General features: G+C 67.7%; 17 protein-coding genes. 12 read left to right on the top strand and 5 right to left on the bottom strand.

Features of this window, described 5'->3' with window-relative positions:
- Positions 1-518 precede the first annotated feature (518 nt).
- Genes ACFWPK_RS02575 through ACFWPK_RS02520 form a run of 12 tightly spaced genes read left to right on the top strand, consistent with a single transcriptional unit; the run spans position 519 to position 14,170 of the window.
- The gene (locus tag ACFWPK_RS02575; RefSeq protein ID WP_378912791.1) at positions 519-1,568 is read left to right on the top strand and encodes a polyprenyl synthetase family protein; all 1,050 of its coding nucleotides are present in this window, start codon (positions 519-521) and stop codon (positions 1,566-1,568) included.
- Positions 1,565-2,827, top strand: a complete 1,263-nt coding sequence (locus tag ACFWPK_RS02570) for a hypothetical protein (protein WP_378912790.1) — start codon at positions 1,565-1,567, stop codon at positions 2,825-2,827. Before ACFWPK_RS02575 ends, ACFWPK_RS02570 begins: the two co-directional genes overlap by 4 nt.
- 50 nt (positions 2,828-2,877) lie before the next feature.
- Complete coding sequence (locus tag ACFWPK_RS02565; RefSeq protein WP_378912789.1) at positions 2,878-3,873, top strand: fatty acid desaturase; 996 nt, start codon at positions 2,878-2,880, stop codon at positions 3,871-3,873.
- Positions 3,864-4,661 (top strand): methyltransferase family protein, encoded by a 798-nt coding sequence (locus tag ACFWPK_RS02560; RefSeq protein ID WP_378912788.1) that lies wholly within the window; start codon positions 3,864-3,866, stop codon positions 4,659-4,661. Before ACFWPK_RS02565 ends, ACFWPK_RS02560 begins: the two co-directional genes overlap by 10 nt.
- A gap of 36 nt (positions 4,662-4,697) precedes the next feature.
- Positions 4,698-5,744, top strand: a complete 1,047-nt coding sequence (gene mvk, locus ACFWPK_RS02555; RefSeq protein WP_378912787.1) for a mevalonate kinase — start codon at positions 4,698-4,700, stop codon at positions 5,742-5,744.
- Positions 5,741-6,811, top strand: a complete 1,071-nt coding sequence (mvaD, locus tag ACFWPK_RS02550; RefSeq protein WP_378912786.1) for a diphosphomevalonate decarboxylase — start codon at positions 5,741-5,743, stop codon at positions 6,809-6,811. The genes mvk and mvaD overlap by 4 nt, the downstream gene beginning before the upstream one ends.
- Complete coding sequence (locus ACFWPK_RS02545; protein ID WP_378912785.1) at positions 6,808-7,890, top strand: phosphomevalonate kinase; 1,083 nt, start codon at positions 6,808-6,810, stop codon at positions 7,888-7,890. The genes mvaD and ACFWPK_RS02545 overlap by 4 nt, the downstream gene beginning before the upstream one ends.
- The gene (fni, locus tag ACFWPK_RS02540; protein WP_378912784.1) at positions 7,887-8,984 is read left to right on the top strand and encodes a type 2 isopentenyl-diphosphate Delta-isomerase; all 1,098 of its coding nucleotides are present in this window, start codon (positions 7,887-7,889) and stop codon (positions 8,982-8,984) included. The genes ACFWPK_RS02545 and fni overlap by 4 nt, the downstream gene beginning before the upstream one ends.
- On the top strand, positions 8,977-10,035 hold the full coding sequence (locus tag ACFWPK_RS02535) for a hydroxymethylglutaryl-CoA reductase (RefSeq protein ID WP_378912783.1): 1,059 nt from the start codon (positions 8,977-8,979) through the stop codon (positions 10,033-10,035). Before fni ends, ACFWPK_RS02535 begins: the two co-directional genes overlap by 8 nt.
- Positions 10,032-11,204: a hydroxymethylglutaryl-CoA synthase gene (locus ACFWPK_RS02530; protein WP_378912782.1), complete on the top strand. Its 1,173-nt coding sequence runs from the start codon at positions 10,032-10,034 to the stop codon at positions 11,202-11,204. Before ACFWPK_RS02535 ends, ACFWPK_RS02530 begins: the two co-directional genes overlap by 4 nt.
- Positions 11,205-11,213: 9 nt before the next feature.
- The gene (locus tag ACFWPK_RS02525) at positions 11,214-12,695 is read left to right on the top strand and encodes a flavin-containing monooxygenase (protein WP_378912781.1); all 1,482 of its coding nucleotides are present in this window, start codon (positions 11,214-11,216) and stop codon (positions 12,693-12,695) included.
- Positions 12,692-14,170 carry a flavin-containing monooxygenase gene (locus tag ACFWPK_RS02520; protein WP_378912780.1) on the top strand — a complete coding sequence of 493 codons (1,479 nt, stop codon included), beginning with the start codon at positions 12,692-12,694 and terminating at the stop codon, positions 14,168-14,170. Before ACFWPK_RS02525 ends, ACFWPK_RS02520 begins: the two co-directional genes overlap by 4 nt.
- Here the strand turns inward: ACFWPK_RS02520 and ACFWPK_RS02515 are convergent.
- The 5 genes from ACFWPK_RS02515 to ACFWPK_RS02495 are packed head-to-tail and all read right to left on the bottom strand — an operon-like array spanning position 14,162 to position 18,887.
- Entirely contained in the window at positions 14,162-16,522 is a 2,361-nt protein-coding gene (locus ACFWPK_RS02515) for a SpoIIE family protein phosphatase (protein WP_378912779.1), read from the bottom strand. The two genes, ACFWPK_RS02520 and ACFWPK_RS02515, sit on opposite strands and share 9 nt — an antisense overlap.
- Before the next feature lie 52 nt (positions 16,523-16,574).
- Positions 16,575-17,168, bottom strand: a complete 594-nt coding sequence (locus tag ACFWPK_RS02510; protein ID WP_378912778.1) for a SpoIIE family protein phosphatase — start codon at positions 17,166-17,168, stop codon at positions 16,575-16,577.
- A gap of 19 nt (positions 17,169-17,187) precedes the next feature.
- Positions 17,188-17,601 carry an ATP-binding protein gene (locus ACFWPK_RS02505; RefSeq protein ID WP_056809992.1) on the bottom strand — a complete coding sequence of 138 codons (414 nt, stop codon included), beginning with the start codon at positions 17,599-17,601 and terminating at the stop codon, positions 17,188-17,190.
- The gene (locus ACFWPK_RS02500) at positions 17,591-17,971 is read right to left on the bottom strand and encodes an STAS domain-containing protein (RefSeq protein WP_056809990.1); all 381 of its coding nucleotides are present in this window, start codon (positions 17,969-17,971) and stop codon (positions 17,591-17,593) included. Before ACFWPK_RS02500 ends, ACFWPK_RS02505 begins: the two co-directional genes overlap by 11 nt.
- 10 nt (positions 17,972-17,981) lie before the next feature.
- A complete protein-coding gene (locus ACFWPK_RS02495) occupies positions 17,982-18,887 on the bottom strand; it encodes an STAS domain-containing protein (protein ID WP_378912777.1) in 906 nt (301 codons plus the stop codon).
- Positions 18,888-18,977 lie beyond the last annotated feature (90 nt).

Here is an 18,977-nt window from a genome sequence, read left to right as displayed (position 1 = left end):
TGCACCGTCACCGAGGCTGTTGACGATCCGACAGTTCATGTCACTCTGGTCCTGAACCCTGTGTGTGCCAACAACATTGATGTGGTGCGGTTCCGACGTAACCGTGTACCTGTCGACCCGCACATCGCCGGACGACCCCGAGGTCGGTTGCCCGGCGATCGATGAGTTCATGTCCGGCTTCTCTGCGATGACGCGGAAGCCGTTGTGGTGCAGGAGTTTACGCATCATTGCCGGTATCAGAGCCGTCTGCCTCTGCTGTGCGCCCCGCTCACAAACTTCGTAAACCCTTGTGATACGCCACAATTGCGCGATCGAAACTTGGAACATGTTGGAATGCTTGACATCTCGAGCTTCCTACAGAAAACTACCCGTCGGTAGCCAGCGAACGGGACGCTCGACCCCGTCGGCTGCGAGAGGTGACTCCCTACGACTGCCCCGCCGGAATCTCCGTAAACCCGTGTCCGGCCGTCGCCGGTGAACCTCTCCGCATCGTGACCACACCAAAGGAGCTCAGCGCTATGGATAATCCCGCGCTACCCGCAGCACAACACTCGGGTGAGCAGCACTCGGGCGACCAAGTGGTGGTCATGCCCAGACCGGCCGGACCGGTCGAGCAACTGGCACTGGTCACCGAACGGCTGCGGGAACTGCTCATCACCGGCGAAGACTTCGATGCGATCTACACCCACATCCTGGCCGCTCCCGGCAAACGCGTGCGGGCACGGCTCGTGCTGGCCTGCGCCGGCCTGCTCCCCGATGCCGCCGACACCGCGACACCGCTGGGCGACGCCGTCGATCTGGCCTGCGCGATGGAGATGCTGCACGAATCCTCGCTGGTCCACGACGACATCTGCGACGGCTCACTACTGCGCCGTGACGCGCCGTCGGTGCCCGCCGCGTTCGGTGTACGCACCAGTGCGCGCGCCGGGTTTCACCTGGCAGGCGCCTCGATGCAGGTCGTCGCCCGGGTGCTGACCGACAATCCCGAGATCTTCGCGCGGGTCGGTGAGGCACCCGGCATCACCTACGCGGATCGGCTCTCCGACCTGTCCTACGGTCAGCTCATCGAGACGCTGCCACCCTCGATCGACGAGGTGGCGCTGCGCCGCCACTACGAACTCGTGGCCGGGGCCAAGACCGGCACCCTGTTCCGTCTGTCGTGTGCCTACGGCGGCACCGCGGGCGGAGTCGATCTCGATCGGCTCTACGCCCTGATGGAGTACGCCGACCAGCTCGCCCTCGCCTTCCAGATCATGGACGACGTTCGCGACATCGAAGGCGGCCCCGGTCTCGGCAAGGACGCGGGCGGTGACCTCGAGCGCCGCGTGCCGACCTGGCCGGTGATCGAATGGCTCGGTTCGCGCCCCGGCGCCCGGGAAATGTGGCTCGACGCGGAGATTTCCAGCGCGACGCTGCAAGAAGACCTGGTCGACAGCGGCGCGACCAAAGCTGCCCGCCTGGTCGCGATGGACGCCATCGAGAAGGCCACCCGCGCCCTTGATGTCTTCCCACCTTCCCTCGCGCGCGACGACCTGCGCGAACTCCTCCAGCAGGTGATATCCCGATGAGCTCAGCACGACTTCCTCTCCTGATCCGCGGGCTGCGGAATCTGCGCCGCGCACCGGATCTGGCCGCGCTGCGGGCCGCGCGCTCACCGCAGGAACTGGCCGCGCTCGCCCTGATCCCCGCGGGCCGCAACCTGGGTATCGCCGTCGGCCTGCTGCCCGCGACCTTGCGCGCCGAAGCCACGGCCGCGCTGCTCGCCTGTCGCGTGCTCGACGCATTCGAAGACCTCAGCGACCGCGCGGTAGCGAGCAGTGCCGTGCTCGCGGCAGTGGAATACCTCAACGGCACCAGCGACACCCTCCCGCCGTCGCTGCCCGCGTTCGAGGGCAAGATCCGCGACAGCGAAGCGGTCGACCGGGTGCTCGCCGAACGCATCGCCGACATCAGGGCACTGCTCACGGCGTTGTCCGCGCAGGGTCGCGAGCGGGTGGGCCACGTGCTCACCGATGTCGGCCGGGTCATGGCCCGCAATATCGACGCACCACTGACCCGCGTCGCCTACAGCGAGGGCGTGCTCGGCCGGATCACCCACTACGCGTGCGCCCTGGTCGCCGAAGATGTTCTGCCCGAAGCGGATCTGCGCGAACTGACCGGCTGTGTCGCCGTGATCGCCCAGTCGGCCAACGACCTGCGCGACAACGAACTCGCGATCTACGGCGCCGCCGACCGTGAGGAACTCACGCGCATGGTGATGCTGCGCCAGCTCACCCCCGCCCTCGGCGGTTTCGCGCTGCTGGCCAAGCTCGGTCCCAGCACCCCGAGCCTGGGCGCGCGGGCGGCGATGGCGTACATGACGATCACGACCTCGGCGTTCCTGTGCGGTGCTGTCGACGCGCCCGCGCCCTTCCGGCGCCCGGTCGCCGCGGCCACGCTGGCCGCCGCCTCGCCGGCGTACTGGACCAAGATGCTCGAGCGGGTGCGCAGCAGTGGCGACGCCGCGATCCATCAAATGCTCGACGCCTCACCGGATTTCACCACCGGCTCGGCCTCGGCGTCACAGGTGCTCGGTGCGGGCGACCTCACCTCGACGGAAACCTCGCTGATGCCGCTGATCGTCGACACCACCTTCGCGCTGGTGCACACGCTGCCCGAAGGCCGCTTGACCGGCGAACTCTCCGATTCGGCGATCCGCACCATGATGATCGCCGATCACCTGGCCTTCGGTGCCATGGAACGGGTGCCCAGCCACGAACCCGACGCGATCCGGGCGCTGGCCACACGGCTGCAGCTCGCCGCTCTCGACAACAGCAGCCACCAGTAGTCGGGGAACACGTCCTCGATGATCGTCACTACTAGCGAAGGAGCTCTCCCATGAGCACCGGAACGCCCGTCGCGCCCACAGAGAAACCGCCGTTCAGCCGGCGCGTGTTCAAACTCGAGCATGCGTCCAATGTCGGCCCGCTGCTCCACATCGTGTTGTGGATCGGCATGACCTCGGCCGCGCTGTTCGTGCCAGGCACCTCGACCTGGTACCTCGCGGTGCCGCTGATCATCGTGCTCTCGCTGCTCAACCTCTCACTGACCATCGGCGTGATGCACATGCACACCCATCGCCCGCTGTTCGTGTCCAAACTGCCCAATCGTGTCGTCGACATCCTGTGCTGCCTGCCCGGCAACCTGACCGCGGCCGAGATGCGCGAGGTGCACGTCCTCAACCATCACCGCTTCAACGACGGCCCGGGCGATGTCACCGCGACCACCGGCATGGACAAGGGCATCGGCGCCATCTGGTACTGGGTCCGCTACGGCATGGTCGTCAAGATCCACACGGTGCGCACGGTTTTCGCCGCGAACCCGGCGCCGCGCCGCCGCAAGACGCGCCACCAGTTCATCTTCGACCTGGCCGTGTACGCGGTCGTGATCGGCTCCGTCTGGTACGTCGCGGGCTTCGAGAAGTTCGTGCTCTTCTACTGGGTGCCGTTCCTGATCACCCAGGTCAACGCCGGCTACTTCGCCTGGCTGAGCCACGCCCCCGCACGCGGCTTCACCGATGAGCCGAGCACCTCGCTGAACAACGCGGGCAACATCCTCAACTTCCTGATCTTCAACCAGGGCTACCACAGCGTGCACCACCGCTACCCCGGCATCCACTGGAGCCAGATCCCCGACAAGCTCGACTACATGCGCGACGTGAACCCCGGCGTCATCGTGCCGTATTGGATGGTGGCGCAGTCGGGTTGGCGGCTGGTCGTGCCCGGCGGCTTCCTCAACGAGGGTTACGGCAACAAGTGGAAGGCGCGCCTGGAGACGCGTTTGGAAGCGGGCACCGTCCGTTCGCGTTTCCTGCCGTGGTTCGCATGGATCTGATGACACCCCAGCAGGTTCGGGGCGTGGTGAAAACTCCCGCACGGCTCGTCCCGTTCCTGTTCTCCTTCGCCGTCTACGGTTTCGCGGGCATCACGGTGCCGCTGATGCTGCTGTTCGCGGGCGGCTGGTGGTTGCCCAAGACGGTCGACAAGGGACCGCACCTGTCCGCGGTCCCCGCGATCGCGATCGACCTCGTGCTGCTCGCGCTGTTCGCGCTGCAGCACTCGGGGATGGCCCGGCCCTCGTTCAAGGCGTTCATCACCCGCTGGGTGCCCGAGGCGCTGGAGCGGACCGTCTACATCATCGGCGTGTGCCTGGTGATGTGGGTGATCATGCTGGCGTGGCAGCCGGTGCCGCAGGTGCTGTGGTCGGCCGACGGTGCGCTCGGGGTGGCACTCGACACCGGGTTCTGGATCGGTTTCGTGCTGGTCTACGCGGCTACCCTGCTGCTGAACCACTTCCACCTGCTCGGCATCAGTCAGGCCTACCGCCAGTACGTGATCCAGGTGCCGGACGCGACGGTCGACCGCCTGCAGGTGAACGGTGTCTACAAACTGGTTCGTCATCCGCTGATGACCGGTCTGCTCGTCTCGTTCTGGTTCGCCAGTGAGTTCACCGTCGGGCACCTGGTGTGGGCGCTCGGACTGACCGGGTACATCCTGCTCGGAACCTACCTGGAGGAGCGCGATCTCATCGCTCGTTTCGGTGCGTCGTATCGTGCATATGCCGCGCAGGTACCCGCGTTCTTCCCGTCCGTGCGCGCTATTTTCGGCCGATCGTCTCGGTAACCGGCACGGCCGGGCCGAGTCTGGAGAGGAATCGTCGTGAACAGTCCCGTTCGAGAACGCACTGAACACAGCTCCACAGCGACCGGCCCGGTCCGTGGCGTGGGCCGGGCCCACGCCAAGGCGATCCTGCTGGGCGAGCACACCGTGGTGCACGGGACGCCCGCCATCGCGTTCCCGCTGCCGACCCTGTCGGTGCGGGCGATCGCGCGGCCCGGCACGCCGGGCGCGGTGATCGAGGTTCCCGAAGGACATTTCGGGTTCGTCGCGGGCAACCCGAATGCCGTGGAGAACACGTTGTCCGGGCCGCGCGTCGCGGTCGAGGAGGCGTTGCGGCGCTGGGGCCTGACCGGTCACATCGCCGATGTGGTGATGGAGTGCGATATTCCGCTCGCCCGCGGGCTCGGATCGAGTGCGGCCTGCGCGGGTGCGGCGGTGCGCGCGGTCGCCGATCTGCACGGCCGGACCGTCGATCCCGCCACGCTCTACGAACTCGTGCAGTGCGGTGAACAGGTCGCGCACGGCAGGGCCAGCGGTATCGATGCGAGCGCGGTGCTCGCCGACGGCCCGATCCTGTTCCACGAAGGAACCGCCACCGCACTGGATATCGGTCTCGACGCCGCGCTGGTGATCGCCGACACCGGGGTGCCCGGGTCCACTCAGCACGCGGTCGCCGGGGTGCGCCGCACGCTCGAGCGTGATCCGCGGGCCGCGCGAGGGCTGCTGGCCAGGGCCGGTGAGCTGATCAGCGGTGCCGCGGCGGACCTCTCGACCGGGCACGCCGCCTCGCTGGGCCGGGCGATGCTCGAATTCCAGGACCTCCTCGCCGAACTCGGCGTGAGCACCCCCCACATCGACACCCTGGTCGCCGCGGCGCTGGACGCGGGCGCCTACGGCGCCAAGCTCACCGGCGCCGGCCTCGGCGGCTGCGTCCTCGCGCTCACCGAAACCGGCGACGCGCGCACGGTCAGCGCCGCATTGCGCCGCGCCGGTGCGGTACAGACCTGGACGGTCCCCACCCGCAGCCTGCGTTCGGGCGCACAGTCCCTATCCGTCTCGACATCGGAACACGGTGCCAACCAATGACTTTCACTCCCGCATCACCCGCGGCCACCGAACGTGGCGCCGTGGCCGGGCCGTCCGCCGAGGCTGTCGCGGTCGCGTATCCGAATATCGCCCTGGTGAAGTACTGGGGTAAGCGGGACGAAGAACTGTTCCTGCCCGTCACGGGCAGCCTGTCGATGACCCTCGATATCTTCCCGACCACCACGTCGGTGCGGCTGATCGAGGGACCGGCCGATGTCGTCGAGTTCAACGGTGTCGCGGCGACCGGTGCCGCCCGCGCCCGCATCGAGACGTTCCTGGATCTGGTGCGTGCCAAGGCAGGTCGCGACGACCGGGCGATGGTGGTGACGTCCAATGCCGGGCCGACCGGCGCCGGTCTGGCCTCCTCGGCGAGCGGCTTCGCGGCTCTGGCTGCTGCCGCCGCTGCCGCCTACACACTCGACGTCGACCCGCGCGCCTTGTCCCGATTGGCCCGGCGCGGCTCGGGCTCGGCCTCGCGCTCCATCTTCGGTGGATTCGTCGTCTGGCATGCCGGCGAGGGGGAAGGCGAAGCGGGGGACCTGAGTTCGTACGCGGAGCCGATCGGCGGCGACGAACTGGACCCGGCCCTGGTGGTCGCCGTGGTGAACCAGGGCGCGAAGGAGGTCTCGAGCCGTGTCGCCATGCGGCAGACCACCGCCACGTCCCCGTTCTATCGCCCGTGGGCGAAATCGTCGGTGCTCGATCTGGCGGAGATGCGCAAAGCCGTGGCACGGCAGGACCTTCCCGCGATCGGGGAGATCGCCGAGCGCAATGCCCTCGGCATGCACGCCACGATGCTCACCGCGCGCCCCGGAATCCGGTACCTGTCACCGCATTCGATCGCCATCCTCGACGCGGTACTCGCGCTGCGTGCCGAGGGGATCATGGCGTATGCCACGATCGATGCGGGCCCGAATGTCAAGGTGCTGTGCACCCGCGCCGACGCACCACAGGTCAACGCCGTCCTGGACGGCCTCGGCGACTTCGTCACCACCAGGACCGCGCACATCGGTCCCGGCGTGTCCTTGACGACGTCGGCGGCTCCTGCGGCGGGCGGCGATCGATGATCAGTTGTCGCGCACCGGGCAAGCTCTTCATCGCCGGTGAGTACGCCGTGGTCGAGCCGGGACACCTCGCGGTGCTCACGGCGGTCGACCGCTACGCGACCGCCACGGTGACAGCGGCGGATCCGGGCGAGGACACCACCCTGCATTCGGATCTGGACGGCGGCATCACGCTGTCGTGCGGGCGTCACGGTGACGAATTGGTGCCCACTCCCGATGCTGTTGTGCCAGCGGCGTTTTCCTACGTTTTCGCGGCAGTGTCGATCGTGCATCGGCTGCTCGTGGAACGTGCGATCCCCGTCTCTTCGTTCCGTCTGAGCGTCACCGCAGACCTCGGTGACGCCGACGGTCGCAAGTTCGGCTTGGGTTCCAGCGCGGCCGTCACGGTGGCGACCGTCGCCGCCCTCGGGCAGTACTTCGCCCTCGGCCTCGATCCCATGGACCGGTACCGACTGGCCATGCTCGCCACGATCGCGGTCAACCCGCGTGCCTCGGGTGGCGATATCGCCGTGAGCACCTGGGGTGGCTGGCTCGCCTACCGGTCCCCGGACCGCGCGCAGGTGGCTGCCTCGCTCGCCCGCGACGGCGTCGAGGCAGCCCTGCGCTCACCGTGGCCTGGCCTGTCGGTCCGCCCGCTGCCCACCCCGACCGAGCTCACCGTGCAGGTCGGCTGGACCGGAAACCCGGCCTCCACACCGGCACTGGTCGCCGGACTCGACGGTGACCGCAGCACCTTCCGGGCGCACAGCAACGACTGCGTCGAACGACTCGTCGCCGCCATCGAGGCCGACGACCCCCGGGCCATGCGAGTCGAAATCGACAGTGCGCGAACACTACTCGTCGACCTCGACGCCAATTCGGGCCTCGGCATCATGACGCCACGTCTGCACGCGCTGTGTGAGGCGGGTGCTGCGGTCGGCGCGGCGGCGAAGCCCTCGGGCGCCGGTGGTGGTGACTGCGGGATCGCGCTCATCGAGCGCACCCGGCCCGCCGCGATCGCCGAACTCACCGGCCGCTGGATCAGCGCCGGAATCCGCCCGCTGCCCCTGCGGACCCACCCAGTCGAAGGGGACCACCGATGATCGCCGATCGCAAGGACGACCACGTCCGCCACGCGGTGAACCACCAACGCCAGGCCACCGGGGTCAGTGACTTCGACTCCGTCACGTTCGTTCATCACGCCCTCGCGGGCATCGACGCCGAAGAGGTCTCCCTCGCGGTGGATGTCGCCGGAAAGCAGTGGGAAACACCACTGTTCGTCAACGCGATGACCGGTGGCAGCACCAAGACCGGCGAGATCAACCGCCAACTCGCCATCGCCGCCCGCGAGACCGGAATCCCCATCGCCTCCGGATCGATGAGCGCCTACTTCCGTGACCCGGCGGTCGCGGGCACCTATCGCGTGCTGCGGCAGGAGAATCCGCACGGATTCGTGATGGCCAATGTGAATGCGAACGCGACCGTCGACCAGGTGCGCAGCGCCATCGACCTCCTCGAGGCCGACGCGCTGCAGATCCACCTCAACGCCGTGCAAGAAGTGGTCATGCCAGAGGGTGACCGCTCGTTCGGGTCGTGGCCGCGCCAGATCGAGCGCATCGTCGCCGACACCGCCGTGCCGGTCTTCGTCAAGGAAGTCGGGTTCGGACTGAGCAGGCAGACCGTCACCTGGTTGCGGGACGCGGGCGTGTCGGTGGCCGACGTCGGCGGCCGCGGTGGCACCAATTTCGCTCGTATCGAGAACGATCGGCGCGTCGGCGGCGATTTCGGGTTCATCGAGAGCTGGGGCCAGTCCACCCCGAACTGCCTGCTCGACTGCGCCGACATCCCCGGCATCGATATCGCCGCCTCCGGCGGCATCCGCTCGCCACTGGACATCGCGCGCGCACTCGCGCTCGGCGCCAACGCGACCGGCGTCGCAGGCGCGTTCCTGGAAACCCTGGTGAGCCAGGATACCGCCGCCCTGGTGGACAAGATCGGGACCTGGCTCGACCAACTGCGCACGATTCTCACCGTCCTCGGCGCCCGCACCCCAGCGGATCTGGTCGGCGCCGACCTGCTCATCACCGGCGATGTCGCGAGCTTCTGCCTGCTTCGCGGTATCGACGCCGCAGCACTTGCCCACCGGAGCCCCTGGTGGCGTGAATCCGAAAATCGAGAAGGAGTCACCCATGAATGACATGTCGTACGCGGCGGTGCCGCTGCAATGGGTGGGACCTGTGCGTATTACCGGAAACGTCGTCGACGATGCCGTCGACGTTCCCCTCGCCACCTACGAAACCCCGCTGTGGCCCTCGGTCGGACGCGGCGCGCGGATCAGCACCCTGGCCGAGAAGGGCATCGTCGCGACGCTGATCGACGAGCGGATGACCCGCTCGATCCTGCTGGAAGCCGACGACGCCTACACCGCCTACACCACGGTTCAGCAGTTAGAAGGCCGCATGGCCGAGCTCCAGGAGGTGGTCTCGGGCAGCAGCCGTTTCGCCCGGCTCATCGACCTGCACCACCAGATCGCGGGCAACCTGCTGTTCCTGCGCTTCGAGTTCACCACCGGTGACGCCTCGGGCCACAACATGGCAACCCTGGCCAGCGATCACTTGATGGATCACATCCTGTCGACCATGCCCGGGGTGCGCTACGGCTCGATCTCGGGCAATTACTGCACCGACAAGAAGGCCACGGCGGTCAACGGCATTCTCGGTCGCGGCAAGAACGTGATCACCGAACTGCTCGTTCCCCGCGAGGTGGTCGAGCAGCGGCTGCACACCACCGCGGCGCAGGTGGTGCAGCTCAATATCCGCAAGAACCTGATCGGTACCCTGCTGGCGGGTGGAATCCGTTCCGCCAACGCGCATTACGCCAACATGCTGCTCGCGTACTACCTGGCGACCGGTCAGGACGCCGCCAATATCGTCGAAGGATCCCAGGGCATCACCCATGCCGAGGATCGCGACGGTGACCTCTACTTCTCGTGCACCCTGCCCAACCTGATCGTGGGCACGGTCGGCAACGGCAAGCACGCGAGTTTCGTCGACGAGAACCTGGAACGGCTGGGGTGCCGCGAAGACCGGCAGCCCGGCGAGAACGCCCGACGCCTCGCGGTGATCGGGGCGGCCACCGTGTTGTGTGGGGAGCTGTCGTTGATGGCGGCACAGACCAATCGCGGTGAATTGATGCGCGCACATACCCAGTTCGAGCGGTCCACCACGAGCAACGGAATCCCACGATGACAACTACGCCGGTCGGTATCCACGACCTTTCGTTCGCCACCACCCACTACGCTCTCGATCACGCTGTCCTCGCCGAGCGACTCGGGGTGGACCGCGACAAGTTCTACCTCGGCATCGGCCAGGAGAAGATGAGCGTCGCCGCCGCCGACGAGGACATCGTCACCATCGCCGCGGCCGCCGCCAAGCCGATCCTGGAACGGCACGGCACCGACAATATCCGCACCGTGCTGCTGGCCACCGAAACCGGTGTCGACCAGTCCAAAGCCGCTGCGCTGTACCTGCATTCGCTGATCGGGCTGCCCAATGCCGCCCGCGTCGTCGAGCTCAAGCAGGCCTGCTACGGCGGCACCGCCGGGCTGCAGTTCGCGGCGGGCCTGATCGCCCGCGACCCGTCGCAGCGCGTGCTGGTCATCGCCGCCGACATCGCCAAGTACGAACTCGACACCCCGGGGGAGCCGACCCAGGGCGCCGCCGCCGTCGCGATGCTCGTCACCGCGGACCCGGCGATCCTGGCGCTCGACCCGGTGTCGGGCCTCTACAGCGCCGACATCATGGACTTCTGGCGCCCGAACTACCGCACCGAGGCCATCGTGGACGGCAAGACCTCGGTCAACGCCTACCAGAAGGCCGCCCAGGAGGCGTGGACCGACTACCGCCGCCAGGGTGGCCGCGAACTGGGTGAGTTCGCCGCGTTCTGCTACCACCAGCCCTTCACCAAGATGGCCTACAAGGCACACCGCCACCTGCTCGAAAGCCAGGGCCACACCGCCGACGCCGATGCGATCGAGGCCGCCATCGGCAGTACGACCACCTACAACCGCACGGTCGGCAACAGCTACACCGCCTCGCTCTACCTCGGCCTCGCCTCGCTGCTCGATCACGCCGACGACCTCACCGGCAAGGCGCTGGCCATGATCAGCTACGGGTCGGGCAGTGTCGCCGAATTCTTCAGCGGCACAGTGGTGCCCGGCTACCGCGAACACCTGCGGACCGCGGCGAACCAGGCGGCCATCGGCTCGCGTGAGCTGCTCGGCTACGAGCGCTACCGGGAACTGCACGAGGCCACCTCGCCCAGCGACGGCGCGTACCACGCCATGGTCGAGGAAACGCGGCGCCCGTACCGGCTGGCCGCCGTCTCCGGTCACAAACGCATCTACGAATCCCGCTGAGGTCGCCCCATGAGCAGTAACGACACCCGCCACGTCCAGGTCATGATCGTGGGCAGCGGGCTCTCCGGCCTCGGCACCGCCATCCGGCTGAGCCAGCGTGGCCTGTCCGACTTCGTGGTCATCGAACGTGGCCCCGACGTCGGCGGTACCTGGCGCGACAACACCTACCCCGGTGCGGGCTGCGATGTTCCCTCGCATCTGTACTCGTATTCGTTCGCGCTCAATCCCGACTGGTCCCGGTCGTTCTCGCCGCAGCCGGAGATCGAGCAGTACCTGCGCACCGTGTCCGAACGCTACGGCGTTCGCGACAAGCACATCTTCGACTGTGCGATGACCGCGGCCCGCTGGAACGATGCCGACGGCCGGTGGGATATCGAGACCAGCAAGGGCACCTTCACCGCCGACTTCATCGTGTCGGCCGCGGGTGTGCTCGCCGAGCCGAATCTTCCCGATATCAAGGGCATCTCGAGCTTCGAGGGCGAGATCTTCCACTCCGCGCGCTGGAACCACGACGCTACGCTGGCCGGCAAGAAGGTCGCCGTCATCGGCACCGGATCCTCGGCGGTGCAGATCGTCCCGTCGATCGCGCCCGAGGTGGAGCACCTCGACGTCTACCAGCGCACCGCCACCTGGGTGATGCCGCAGATCTCGCGGCCCTACCTGGCGCCGGAACGCTTCGCCTTCAAGCACATTCCGGGTCTGCAACGGTTGATGCGGGCGCTGATCTACACCACGCGCGAGTTGTTCGTGATCACCCAGGTGAAGTATCCGTGGACCGGCATCGTGCTGGAAACGGTCGGGCGGTTCAAGATGCGCTTCGAGATCCGTGACCCGGAGCTGCGGCGAAAAGTGTTGCCCGAGCATCGCATCGGGTGCAAGCGCATGCTCGTGTCGAACAAGTTCTACGGTGCGCTCGATCGCGACAACGTCGACGTCGTCACCGACGGCATCGCCGAGGTCCGCAGCGGTTCGATCGTGTCCGAGGACGGCACGGAGCGGGAGGTGGACGCCATCGTGCTGGCCACCGGCTTCCATGTCGCCGATTCGCCGACGTTCAACCTCTACACCGGTCGCGACGGCCGGACCGTGTCCGAGGCAGCCGATGCCGAGGGCTACCAGATGTACAAGGGCACGACCGTCGCGAACTTCCCGAACATCTTCTTCATGCTCGGCGCCAACTCCGGGTTGAACTACACCTCGCTGATCTACATCATCGAATCCCAGATCAACTACATCGTCGACGCCATCACCACCATGGAGCAGCGGAACCTGCAGTCGTTCGAGGTGCGCCTGGACGCGCAGGTCGAATACAACCGGCAGCTGGCGCCGAAGATGGCCCGCACCGTGTGGGTCAACGGCGGCTGCACCAGCTGGTTCCTCGACAAGCACGGCAACAACTCCGCGCTGTGGCCCGACTTCAGCTTCAGATATCGGCGCATGGTGCGGAAGTTCGACATCGACGCCTACGACACCACGACGAAGACACTGTGACCGCAACGTCGGCGCGCCACACCCGCGTCGCGATCATCGGCGCCGGTTTCGCCGGGCTGGGTGTGGCTGTTAGACTGCGCCAGTTGGGGATCACCGACTTCGTCGTCTTCGAGCGTGCCGGTGATGTCGGCGGAACCTGGCGCGACAACACCTATCCCGGTGCCGGGTGCGATGTACCGTCGCAGCTGTATTCGTATTCGTTCGCCCCCAATCCGGACTGGACGCATTCGTTCTCGACGCAGCCGCAGATTCAGCGGTACGTCCAGGATGTGGTGGACCGGGAAGGCGTCCGCGATTCGATCGTCCTCGATTGCGAGGTCACCGACGCGCGGTGGAACAACGACACCGCGCGGTGGGAGATCCGGACCAGCCGCGGCGCCTACACCGCCGACATCACGGTGTCGGCCGCCGGTCCGCTGAGCGCTCCGAATCTGCCCGATATCAAGGGCATCAACACCTTTCGTGGCCCGATCTTCCATTCCGCGCGCTGGGACCACGAGTTCGAGCTCGCGGGCAAGCGGGTGGCGGTCGTCGGTACCGGCGCGTCCGCCATCCAGATCGTGCCGTCCATCGCGGGTGAGGTCGCCCGGCTGGACCTGTACCAGCGCAGCGCGCCCTGGGTGCTGCCGCGGATGGGACGCAAGTACAGCCGGCTGGAACGCCTGTACTACCGGCGGGTTCCTGGTGCTCAGCGGCTGGCGCGGATCGGCGTGTACTGGGTGCGTGAGTCTTTCGTGCTCTGGCAGTCCAAGTACCCGCCGTTCGCCGACTTCTTCGCGCGTGGTGCGCGTTTGAAGATGTGGTGGGTGATCCGGGACCGGAAGCTGCGTCGCACACTTACCCCCGGCTATCGCCTCGGATGCAAGCGAATGCTGATCTCGAACGTGTACTACCCGGCACTGGCTCGCGACAATGTCGAGGTCGTCGCCGACGGCATCGCCGAGTTCCGCGAACAGTCGATCGTCGCCAACGACGGCACCGAGCGCGAAGTCGACGCCGTCGTACTGGCGACGGGGTTCCGGATCGCCGACTCGCCGACCTACGACCTGATCAGCGGGCGGGACGGGCGCACCCTGTCGGAGGTTTTCGGCGCCGGGGGACTGAGCGTGTACAAGGGCACGACCATCGCGAACTTCCCGAATATGTTCCTGATGATCGGCCCGAACTCGGCACTGAGCTACACCTCGGCGATCTTCACCATCGAAGCGCAGATCAACTACATCATCGACGCGATCACGACGATGGATGCCAGTGGCCTGCGAACAGTCGAGGTGCGCGAGGACGCGCAGACCGCCTACAACCGGGACCTGCAGGAGAAGTTCGACGGCACCGTCTGGAACGCGGGCGACTGCACCAGCTGGTTCGTCGACGAGAACGGCCACAACGCCACCCTGTGGCCGGACTTCAGCTTCCGGTTCCGGCGGATGTTGCAGAGCTTCGACGTCGAGGCCTACGAGACGACCCGGTCAGAATGAATTCTGCCGGGAGCTGACGGTCGGCGGCCGTGAGGAGGCGCGCAGCGGGTTCGCGGTGGGGAAGGTGATCGACGGCAGGGTCACCCACATGCGAACCCGGGTGCCGTTCTCGTCGTGGTCGAAGGTGAGATCCTCGGTGAGTACCCGCATCATCTCCACTCCGCGACCGCGATAGCCGGGGTCGGTGGGAGTGGGGATCCAGTTGCCGTTGTCGGCGATCTCGAGCACCACCCGGTCGCCGTCGCAGCGGGCCGTGAGGCTGACGCGGCCGGGTTCGGTGTCGCGGTAGGCGTGTTCGACGCTGTTGCTGCAGGCCTCGTTGGCCGCGGCGACGAGGTCGGCGGCCAGGTCGTGCGGGACCGCGGCGGTGGCGAACCAGCGGTAGAGGCCACGGCGCACACCGGCCAATTCGGCTGCGGCAGCGGGGAAGTCGAGCCGCAGCGGCTCCGGGGGCTGCCGGTAGACGACCATGGCGACGTCGTCGTCGTAGCCCGCGGGCGGGCACAGCCGCGACAGCACCGCGTCGGCGACATCGCGGGGGAGCGCGGCACCGGTCTCACTGAGCACCTCGGCGATCTTGACGAAGCCCTCGGCGATGTCGTATCCGCGTTGCTCGACGAGGCCGTCGGTGAACAGCACCAAGGTCGCGCCAGGGGGGAGCGCCGTAGTGGCTTCGGGCCTGCGTGGGGTGTCGAAGGTGGCCAGGGGGACCGCGCGTCCGCCTTCGAGGATCCGGCCCGGCCCGCCGGGCGGTGCGAGCACCGGCGGCATGTGGCCCGCGTTCGAGTACCGCACCATCCCGCGCTCGGGATCGAGCACGGCCGCGCACACCGTCGTACACATGGCGCCCGGGATCCGGGAGGCCACGGCGTCCAGTTCGGCGAGCAACTGCGCCGGTCCGGCGCCGCGCAGCAGCAGAGCCCTTGCCGCGGTACGCAATTGGCCCATCACCACGGCCGCGGACAGACCACGGCCGACACAGTCGCCGACGACCACACCGATGGTGCCGTCGCGCAACGGCACCACGTCGTACCAGTCGCCGCCGATCTCCAACGGTGGCAGGGCGGGTTCGTAGTGCACCGAGAACCGGGGCGGCAGTTCGATCGGTCCGAGCATCGCCCGCTGCAGGGTGAGCGAGGTGGCGCGGGCCTGATCGAAGTTGCGGGCGCGCTGCAGTGCGACGCTGAGATGACCGACGAGCAGTGAGTACAGCGCCCAGTCGGCGGCGCTCACCGCGCGTGGGGCACCGAAGCGCACCCACAGCGCCGCGTCACCGGTCTCGCCGAGCGGTGCGACGACCGCGTCGACCCCGCCCTCGTCACCGGTGATGGCCGAGAGCCCACGGGCGGATTGCCTGCGCGAGCGGTCGAGCAGGGCCTGGGTGTCGTCGTCGAGCACGACGGGGCCGTCCGCGCGCGGGCCGCTCTGCCGCATCGGCGTGACGGTGAATTGCGGTGCGATGCCGGTGGTTTCGGGTTCGGGATCCGCTTCTTCCCTGCTCGTCGGTGTCACTCCGCAGGAGAAGACATCGGGGCGCCCGGTCCGGCTCGGCCAGATCGCCACCAGGGCGGTCTCGGCGCCCATGGTCCGGCGCAGTTCGTCGAGTCCGACCGCGAGGACCTCCACCATGCTCGTCGCCGCGCCGACGGCGGTGGCCAGGCGGGAGGCCGCCTGGTCGCGGGCCTGTGCGTCGTGTTCGGCGGTCACATCGCGCACGGTGCCGACGAAGATCTGTTCGTCGTTCTCCTGCTTCACCAGCGAGCTCGCGCTCACCGCCAGCCAGCGTTCCCGGCCGTCGCGATGACGAATCGGCATCACGAATCGCGATGCCTCCGTGCCGATCTGGGGATAGCCGGCGCGATCGGTCAGTGCCCACGGATGCGGTAGCCCGAACGGCACCTCGCCTGCGCCGTATCCGGTGAGCACCCCGAACGCGGAGTTCACCTCGACGATGGTGCCGTGGTCGTCGGCGACGAAGAACCCGTCCTGCAACGATTCGACCAGCGCGGTGCGAAACGCGTCGCGGCCTTCGAGATCCTCCGCGCGGGAACGCTGTTGCTCGTAGCGGCGGGTGCCGTCGAGATAGCCGCGGGTGGCGATGTCGAGGGCCGCCATGGTCTGCAGCAGGAATTCCAGTGCCACCTCGGCGCGGCGCGGATCGGCCTGCGTTTCGGCGTCCTCGGCAACGGTCCGGAAATGGTGCTCGGTGAGATCGAGCAGGCTGATGCCCTCGACGAGGGCCCGCCGCCCGAGGTCGTATCCCTGCGAGAGGCCGGCCTGGCCTGGCGCGGCGACGTGGCGGCGCATGGCCACCGAGTAGTCGTCGAGAAATGCGACCAGGACAGCGCTCATCGGCAACCTCTTATCGGCCAGGTCTGTGGGAACAGGCCGCGGTGTCGCGGCCTCACGGGCAGGGCCCACGGAAACGCGCCGCGAGCACCAGGGCGTCGTCGGTGTCCTTCGCGTCGCGCGCGAGGAGATCGCCCGCGATGGCGGTGGCGGGTTTGGCCAGGTCCAGTGATTCCGGGCCGACCGCGACGATCCCGTCGGTGGCCATCAGCAGCAGATCGCCGGGGCGGATCGGCAGTGTCTGCGGCTGCAGGTGCGAGGGCAACCGATACCCGACGATGCCGCCGGTGAGCAGCATCGTCGCCCGCAGCTCCGGACCGGCCGGACCGAGGGTGAGCAGTCGCGAATCGACATTGCCGACACCGAGCCATTGCAGCGTCTCGCCCGGTTCGATCAGCGCCAACGACACCGCGGCACCACGGGTTTCGACCATCGCGCGATGACAGAGCACCATCAGCACGTCCAGCGGTTCGCCGCAGTTCTCGGTGAGGATGTGCGTCGCGCGATCGGCCGCCTCGGCCGCGGGCGCACCGTGACCGAGCCCGTCGAGCACCGCGAACAGCACGCCCGCGCCGGTGTCGAGGACGAGCGCGCGGTCACCGGAGACGTCCTGACCGGGCAGTGCCCGGCCGGCCGTCGACCACTCCATGCGCCCGATGATCCCGTCCTCATGCAACGTCGGGTACCCACTTCCACATCTCGATCAACGTCCCGCGGCCCGGGGCGGAATCGATGGTGAGGCGGTCCATCAGCCTGCGCGCGCCGGGCAGTCCGAGTCCGAGTCCGCGGCCGGTGGAATAGCCGTCTTCCAGCGCGCGGGGAATGTCACGGATGCCGGGGCCCTGGTCCTCGGCCTGGATGACGAGTGCGCGGCGACCTTCGCGCAAATCGATGAGCAGCCTGATCTCGCCGCTGCCCGCGTAACTGGTGATGTTGCGGGCGATTTCGGAGATGGCGGTGGAGATCATGGTGCGGTCGGTGAGGGTGAAACCGAGGTCACCGGCCAACTCGCTCCCGGCCTGCCGGGCGGTGACGATGTCCTCGGACACCTTGACCGCGATCGCCACCTGCTCAGCGGCCACTGTCGCGACCGTCTCGTCGCCGCGGGTGCCGATTCAGCCAGGAGAGGCCTTCCTCGAGATCCAGCGCGGTGTGCATGTCTTCGAATGTAAGGCCCAGCTGGACCATGGCGAAGGCGACTTCGGGCTGCAGCCCGACGATGACGGTTTCCGCGCCGCGCAACTGGGTCATGTGCGCGATGGTGCGCAACGAGCGCGCGGCGAAGGAGTCCATCACGTCGATGGCTGTGACATCGACGATGATGCCGGTCGCGCGGTAGCGACTGACCTGCTTCATCAGGTCGTCCTGCAACCGTTCGGTGTCGGCATCGGTCAACGCCGACTGCACCGACGCGATCAGGTACGTGCCCTGCTTGAGAATAGGTACCGGCATGGTGGCTTGGTCAGCGCCCGTCCCGCTCGCTCAAGCGTTCGGTGACTCGCGAGACCTCGTACCCGAGCAGACGTTCGGCCTCTTCGATACCGCCCTGCAGGTCGCCGACCGCGTTCATCTTGGACAGATCGAGGCCGATGGTCACCAGGGTCAGCGCGATCTCCGAGGACAGGCCGGTGATGATCACGCTGGCGCCCATCAGGCCGGACGCGTCGACGGTCTGCACGAGGTGGTTGGCCACCACGGAGTCGATCGCGGGCACACCGGTGATGTCGATGACGACCACCTTGGCGCGATTGGCGCGGATGGCGCGCAGCAGCTGCTCGGTGAGCTGGCGGGCGCGCTGGGAGTCGAGCACACCGATGATCGGCAGGATGAGCAGCTGCTCGCGGACCTGCAACACCGGGGTGGACAGCTCGCGGATGGCCTCTTGCTGGCGGCTGATGACGCGCTCGCGCTCCTGCACGAACGACACGGCCACGGTGTTGGCGATGCGGTTGGCGGCCGGTTCGTAGGCGTCGAGCACGCGATTGAGCAGCTCGAAGTTGGACTGGTACTTCTCGAAGAGGCTGCGTGCCAGCACATCGCGCAGCAGCAGCACGATGCCGATGACCTCGTCGGTCTCGACGCCTCGCGGAATGATGCGCTCGGACAGGTCGCGGGCGTAGGCCTGCAGTGCCTCGACGCTACCGGTGACGAGCACCTCGACGTAGTTGTCGTACATCGACGTCGCCTCGGAGAAGATCTCCTCCGGGGTCATCGCGGTCAGCAGTTCGGCCTCGGTGATGCGCCGTGCCCACTCTTCCCGCAGCCCGGTGCGGTTCTGCCGCAGGTGCTCGACCAGCTGCGGGAGCAGATTGTCGAGCGGCTGCACCGGCAGCGAATCCGCCGAAAGACTCGTGGACACCTCGGACATGGAAACCCCTGCCCCTTTCGACGACGGACGTTCTCGGTGCGCACAGTGCGCGTTGAGCCTGAGCCTACTCATACCCCCTCGGTGGTGCTG

It is taken from the genome of Nocardia sp. NPDC058519, assembly GCF_042719755.1.
Lineage (GTDB): Bacteria > Actinomycetota > Actinomycetes > Mycobacteriales > Mycobacteriaceae > Nocardia.
The sequence above is the reverse complement of the archived record's forward strand: the minus strand, read 5'-3'. Positions and strand labels throughout refer to the sequence as shown.

What these genes read in the sequence shown, in the direction of transcription:
- ACFWPK_RS02500 (WP_056809990.1), bottom strand. Translation starts at nt 17,971, where the DNA reads ATGCCGGTACCTATTCTCAAGCAGGGCACGTACCTGATCGCGTCGGTG.
- fni (WP_378912784.1), top strand. Translation starts at nt 7,887, where the DNA reads ATGATCGCCGATCGCAAGGACGACCACGTCCGCCACGCGGTGAACCAC.
- ACFWPK_RS02570 (WP_378912790.1), top strand. Translation starts at nt 1,565, where the DNA reads ATGAGCTCAGCACGACTTCCTCTCCTGATCCGCGGGCTGCGGAATCTG.
- ACFWPK_RS02535 (WP_378912783.1), top strand. Translation starts at nt 8,977, where the DNA reads ATGAATGACATGTCGTACGCGGCGGTGCCGCTGCAATGGGTGGGACCT.
- ACFWPK_RS02510 (WP_378912778.1), bottom strand. Translation starts at nt 17,168, where the DNA reads ATGGAGTGGTCGACGGCCGGCCGGGCACTGCCCGGTCAGGACGTCTCC.
- ACFWPK_RS02565 (WP_378912789.1), top strand. Translation starts at nt 2,878, where the DNA reads ATGAGCACCGGAACGCCCGTCGCGCCCACAGAGAAACCGCCGTTCAGC.
- ACFWPK_RS02495 (WP_378912777.1), bottom strand. Translation starts at nt 18,887, where the DNA reads ATGTCCGAGGTGTCCACGAGTCTTTCGGCGGATTCGCTGCCGGTGCAG.
- ACFWPK_RS02515 (WP_378912779.1), bottom strand. Translation starts at nt 16,522, where the DNA reads ATGAGCGCTGTCCTGGTCGCATTTCTCGACGACTACTCGGTGGCCATG.
- ACFWPK_RS02560 (WP_378912788.1), top strand. Translation starts at nt 3,864, where the DNA reads ATGGATCTGATGACACCCCAGCAGGTTCGGGGCGTGGTGAAAACTCCC.
- ACFWPK_RS02525 (WP_378912781.1), top strand. Translation starts at nt 11,214, where the DNA reads ATGAGCAGTAACGACACCCGCCACGTCCAGGTCATGATCGTGGGCAGC.
- ACFWPK_RS02545 (WP_378912785.1), top strand. Translation starts at nt 6,808, where the DNA reads ATGATCAGTTGTCGCGCACCGGGCAAGCTCTTCATCGCCGGTGAGTAC.
- ACFWPK_RS02575 (WP_378912791.1), top strand. Translation starts at nt 519, where the DNA reads ATGGATAATCCCGCGCTACCCGCAGCACAACACTCGGGTGAGCAGCAC.
- mvaD (WP_378912786.1), top strand. Translation starts at nt 5,741, where the DNA reads ATGACTTTCACTCCCGCATCACCCGCGGCCACCGAACGTGGCGCCGTG.
- ACFWPK_RS02530 (WP_378912782.1), top strand. Translation starts at nt 10,032, where the DNA reads ATGACAACTACGCCGGTCGGTATCCACGACCTTTCGTTCGCCACCACC.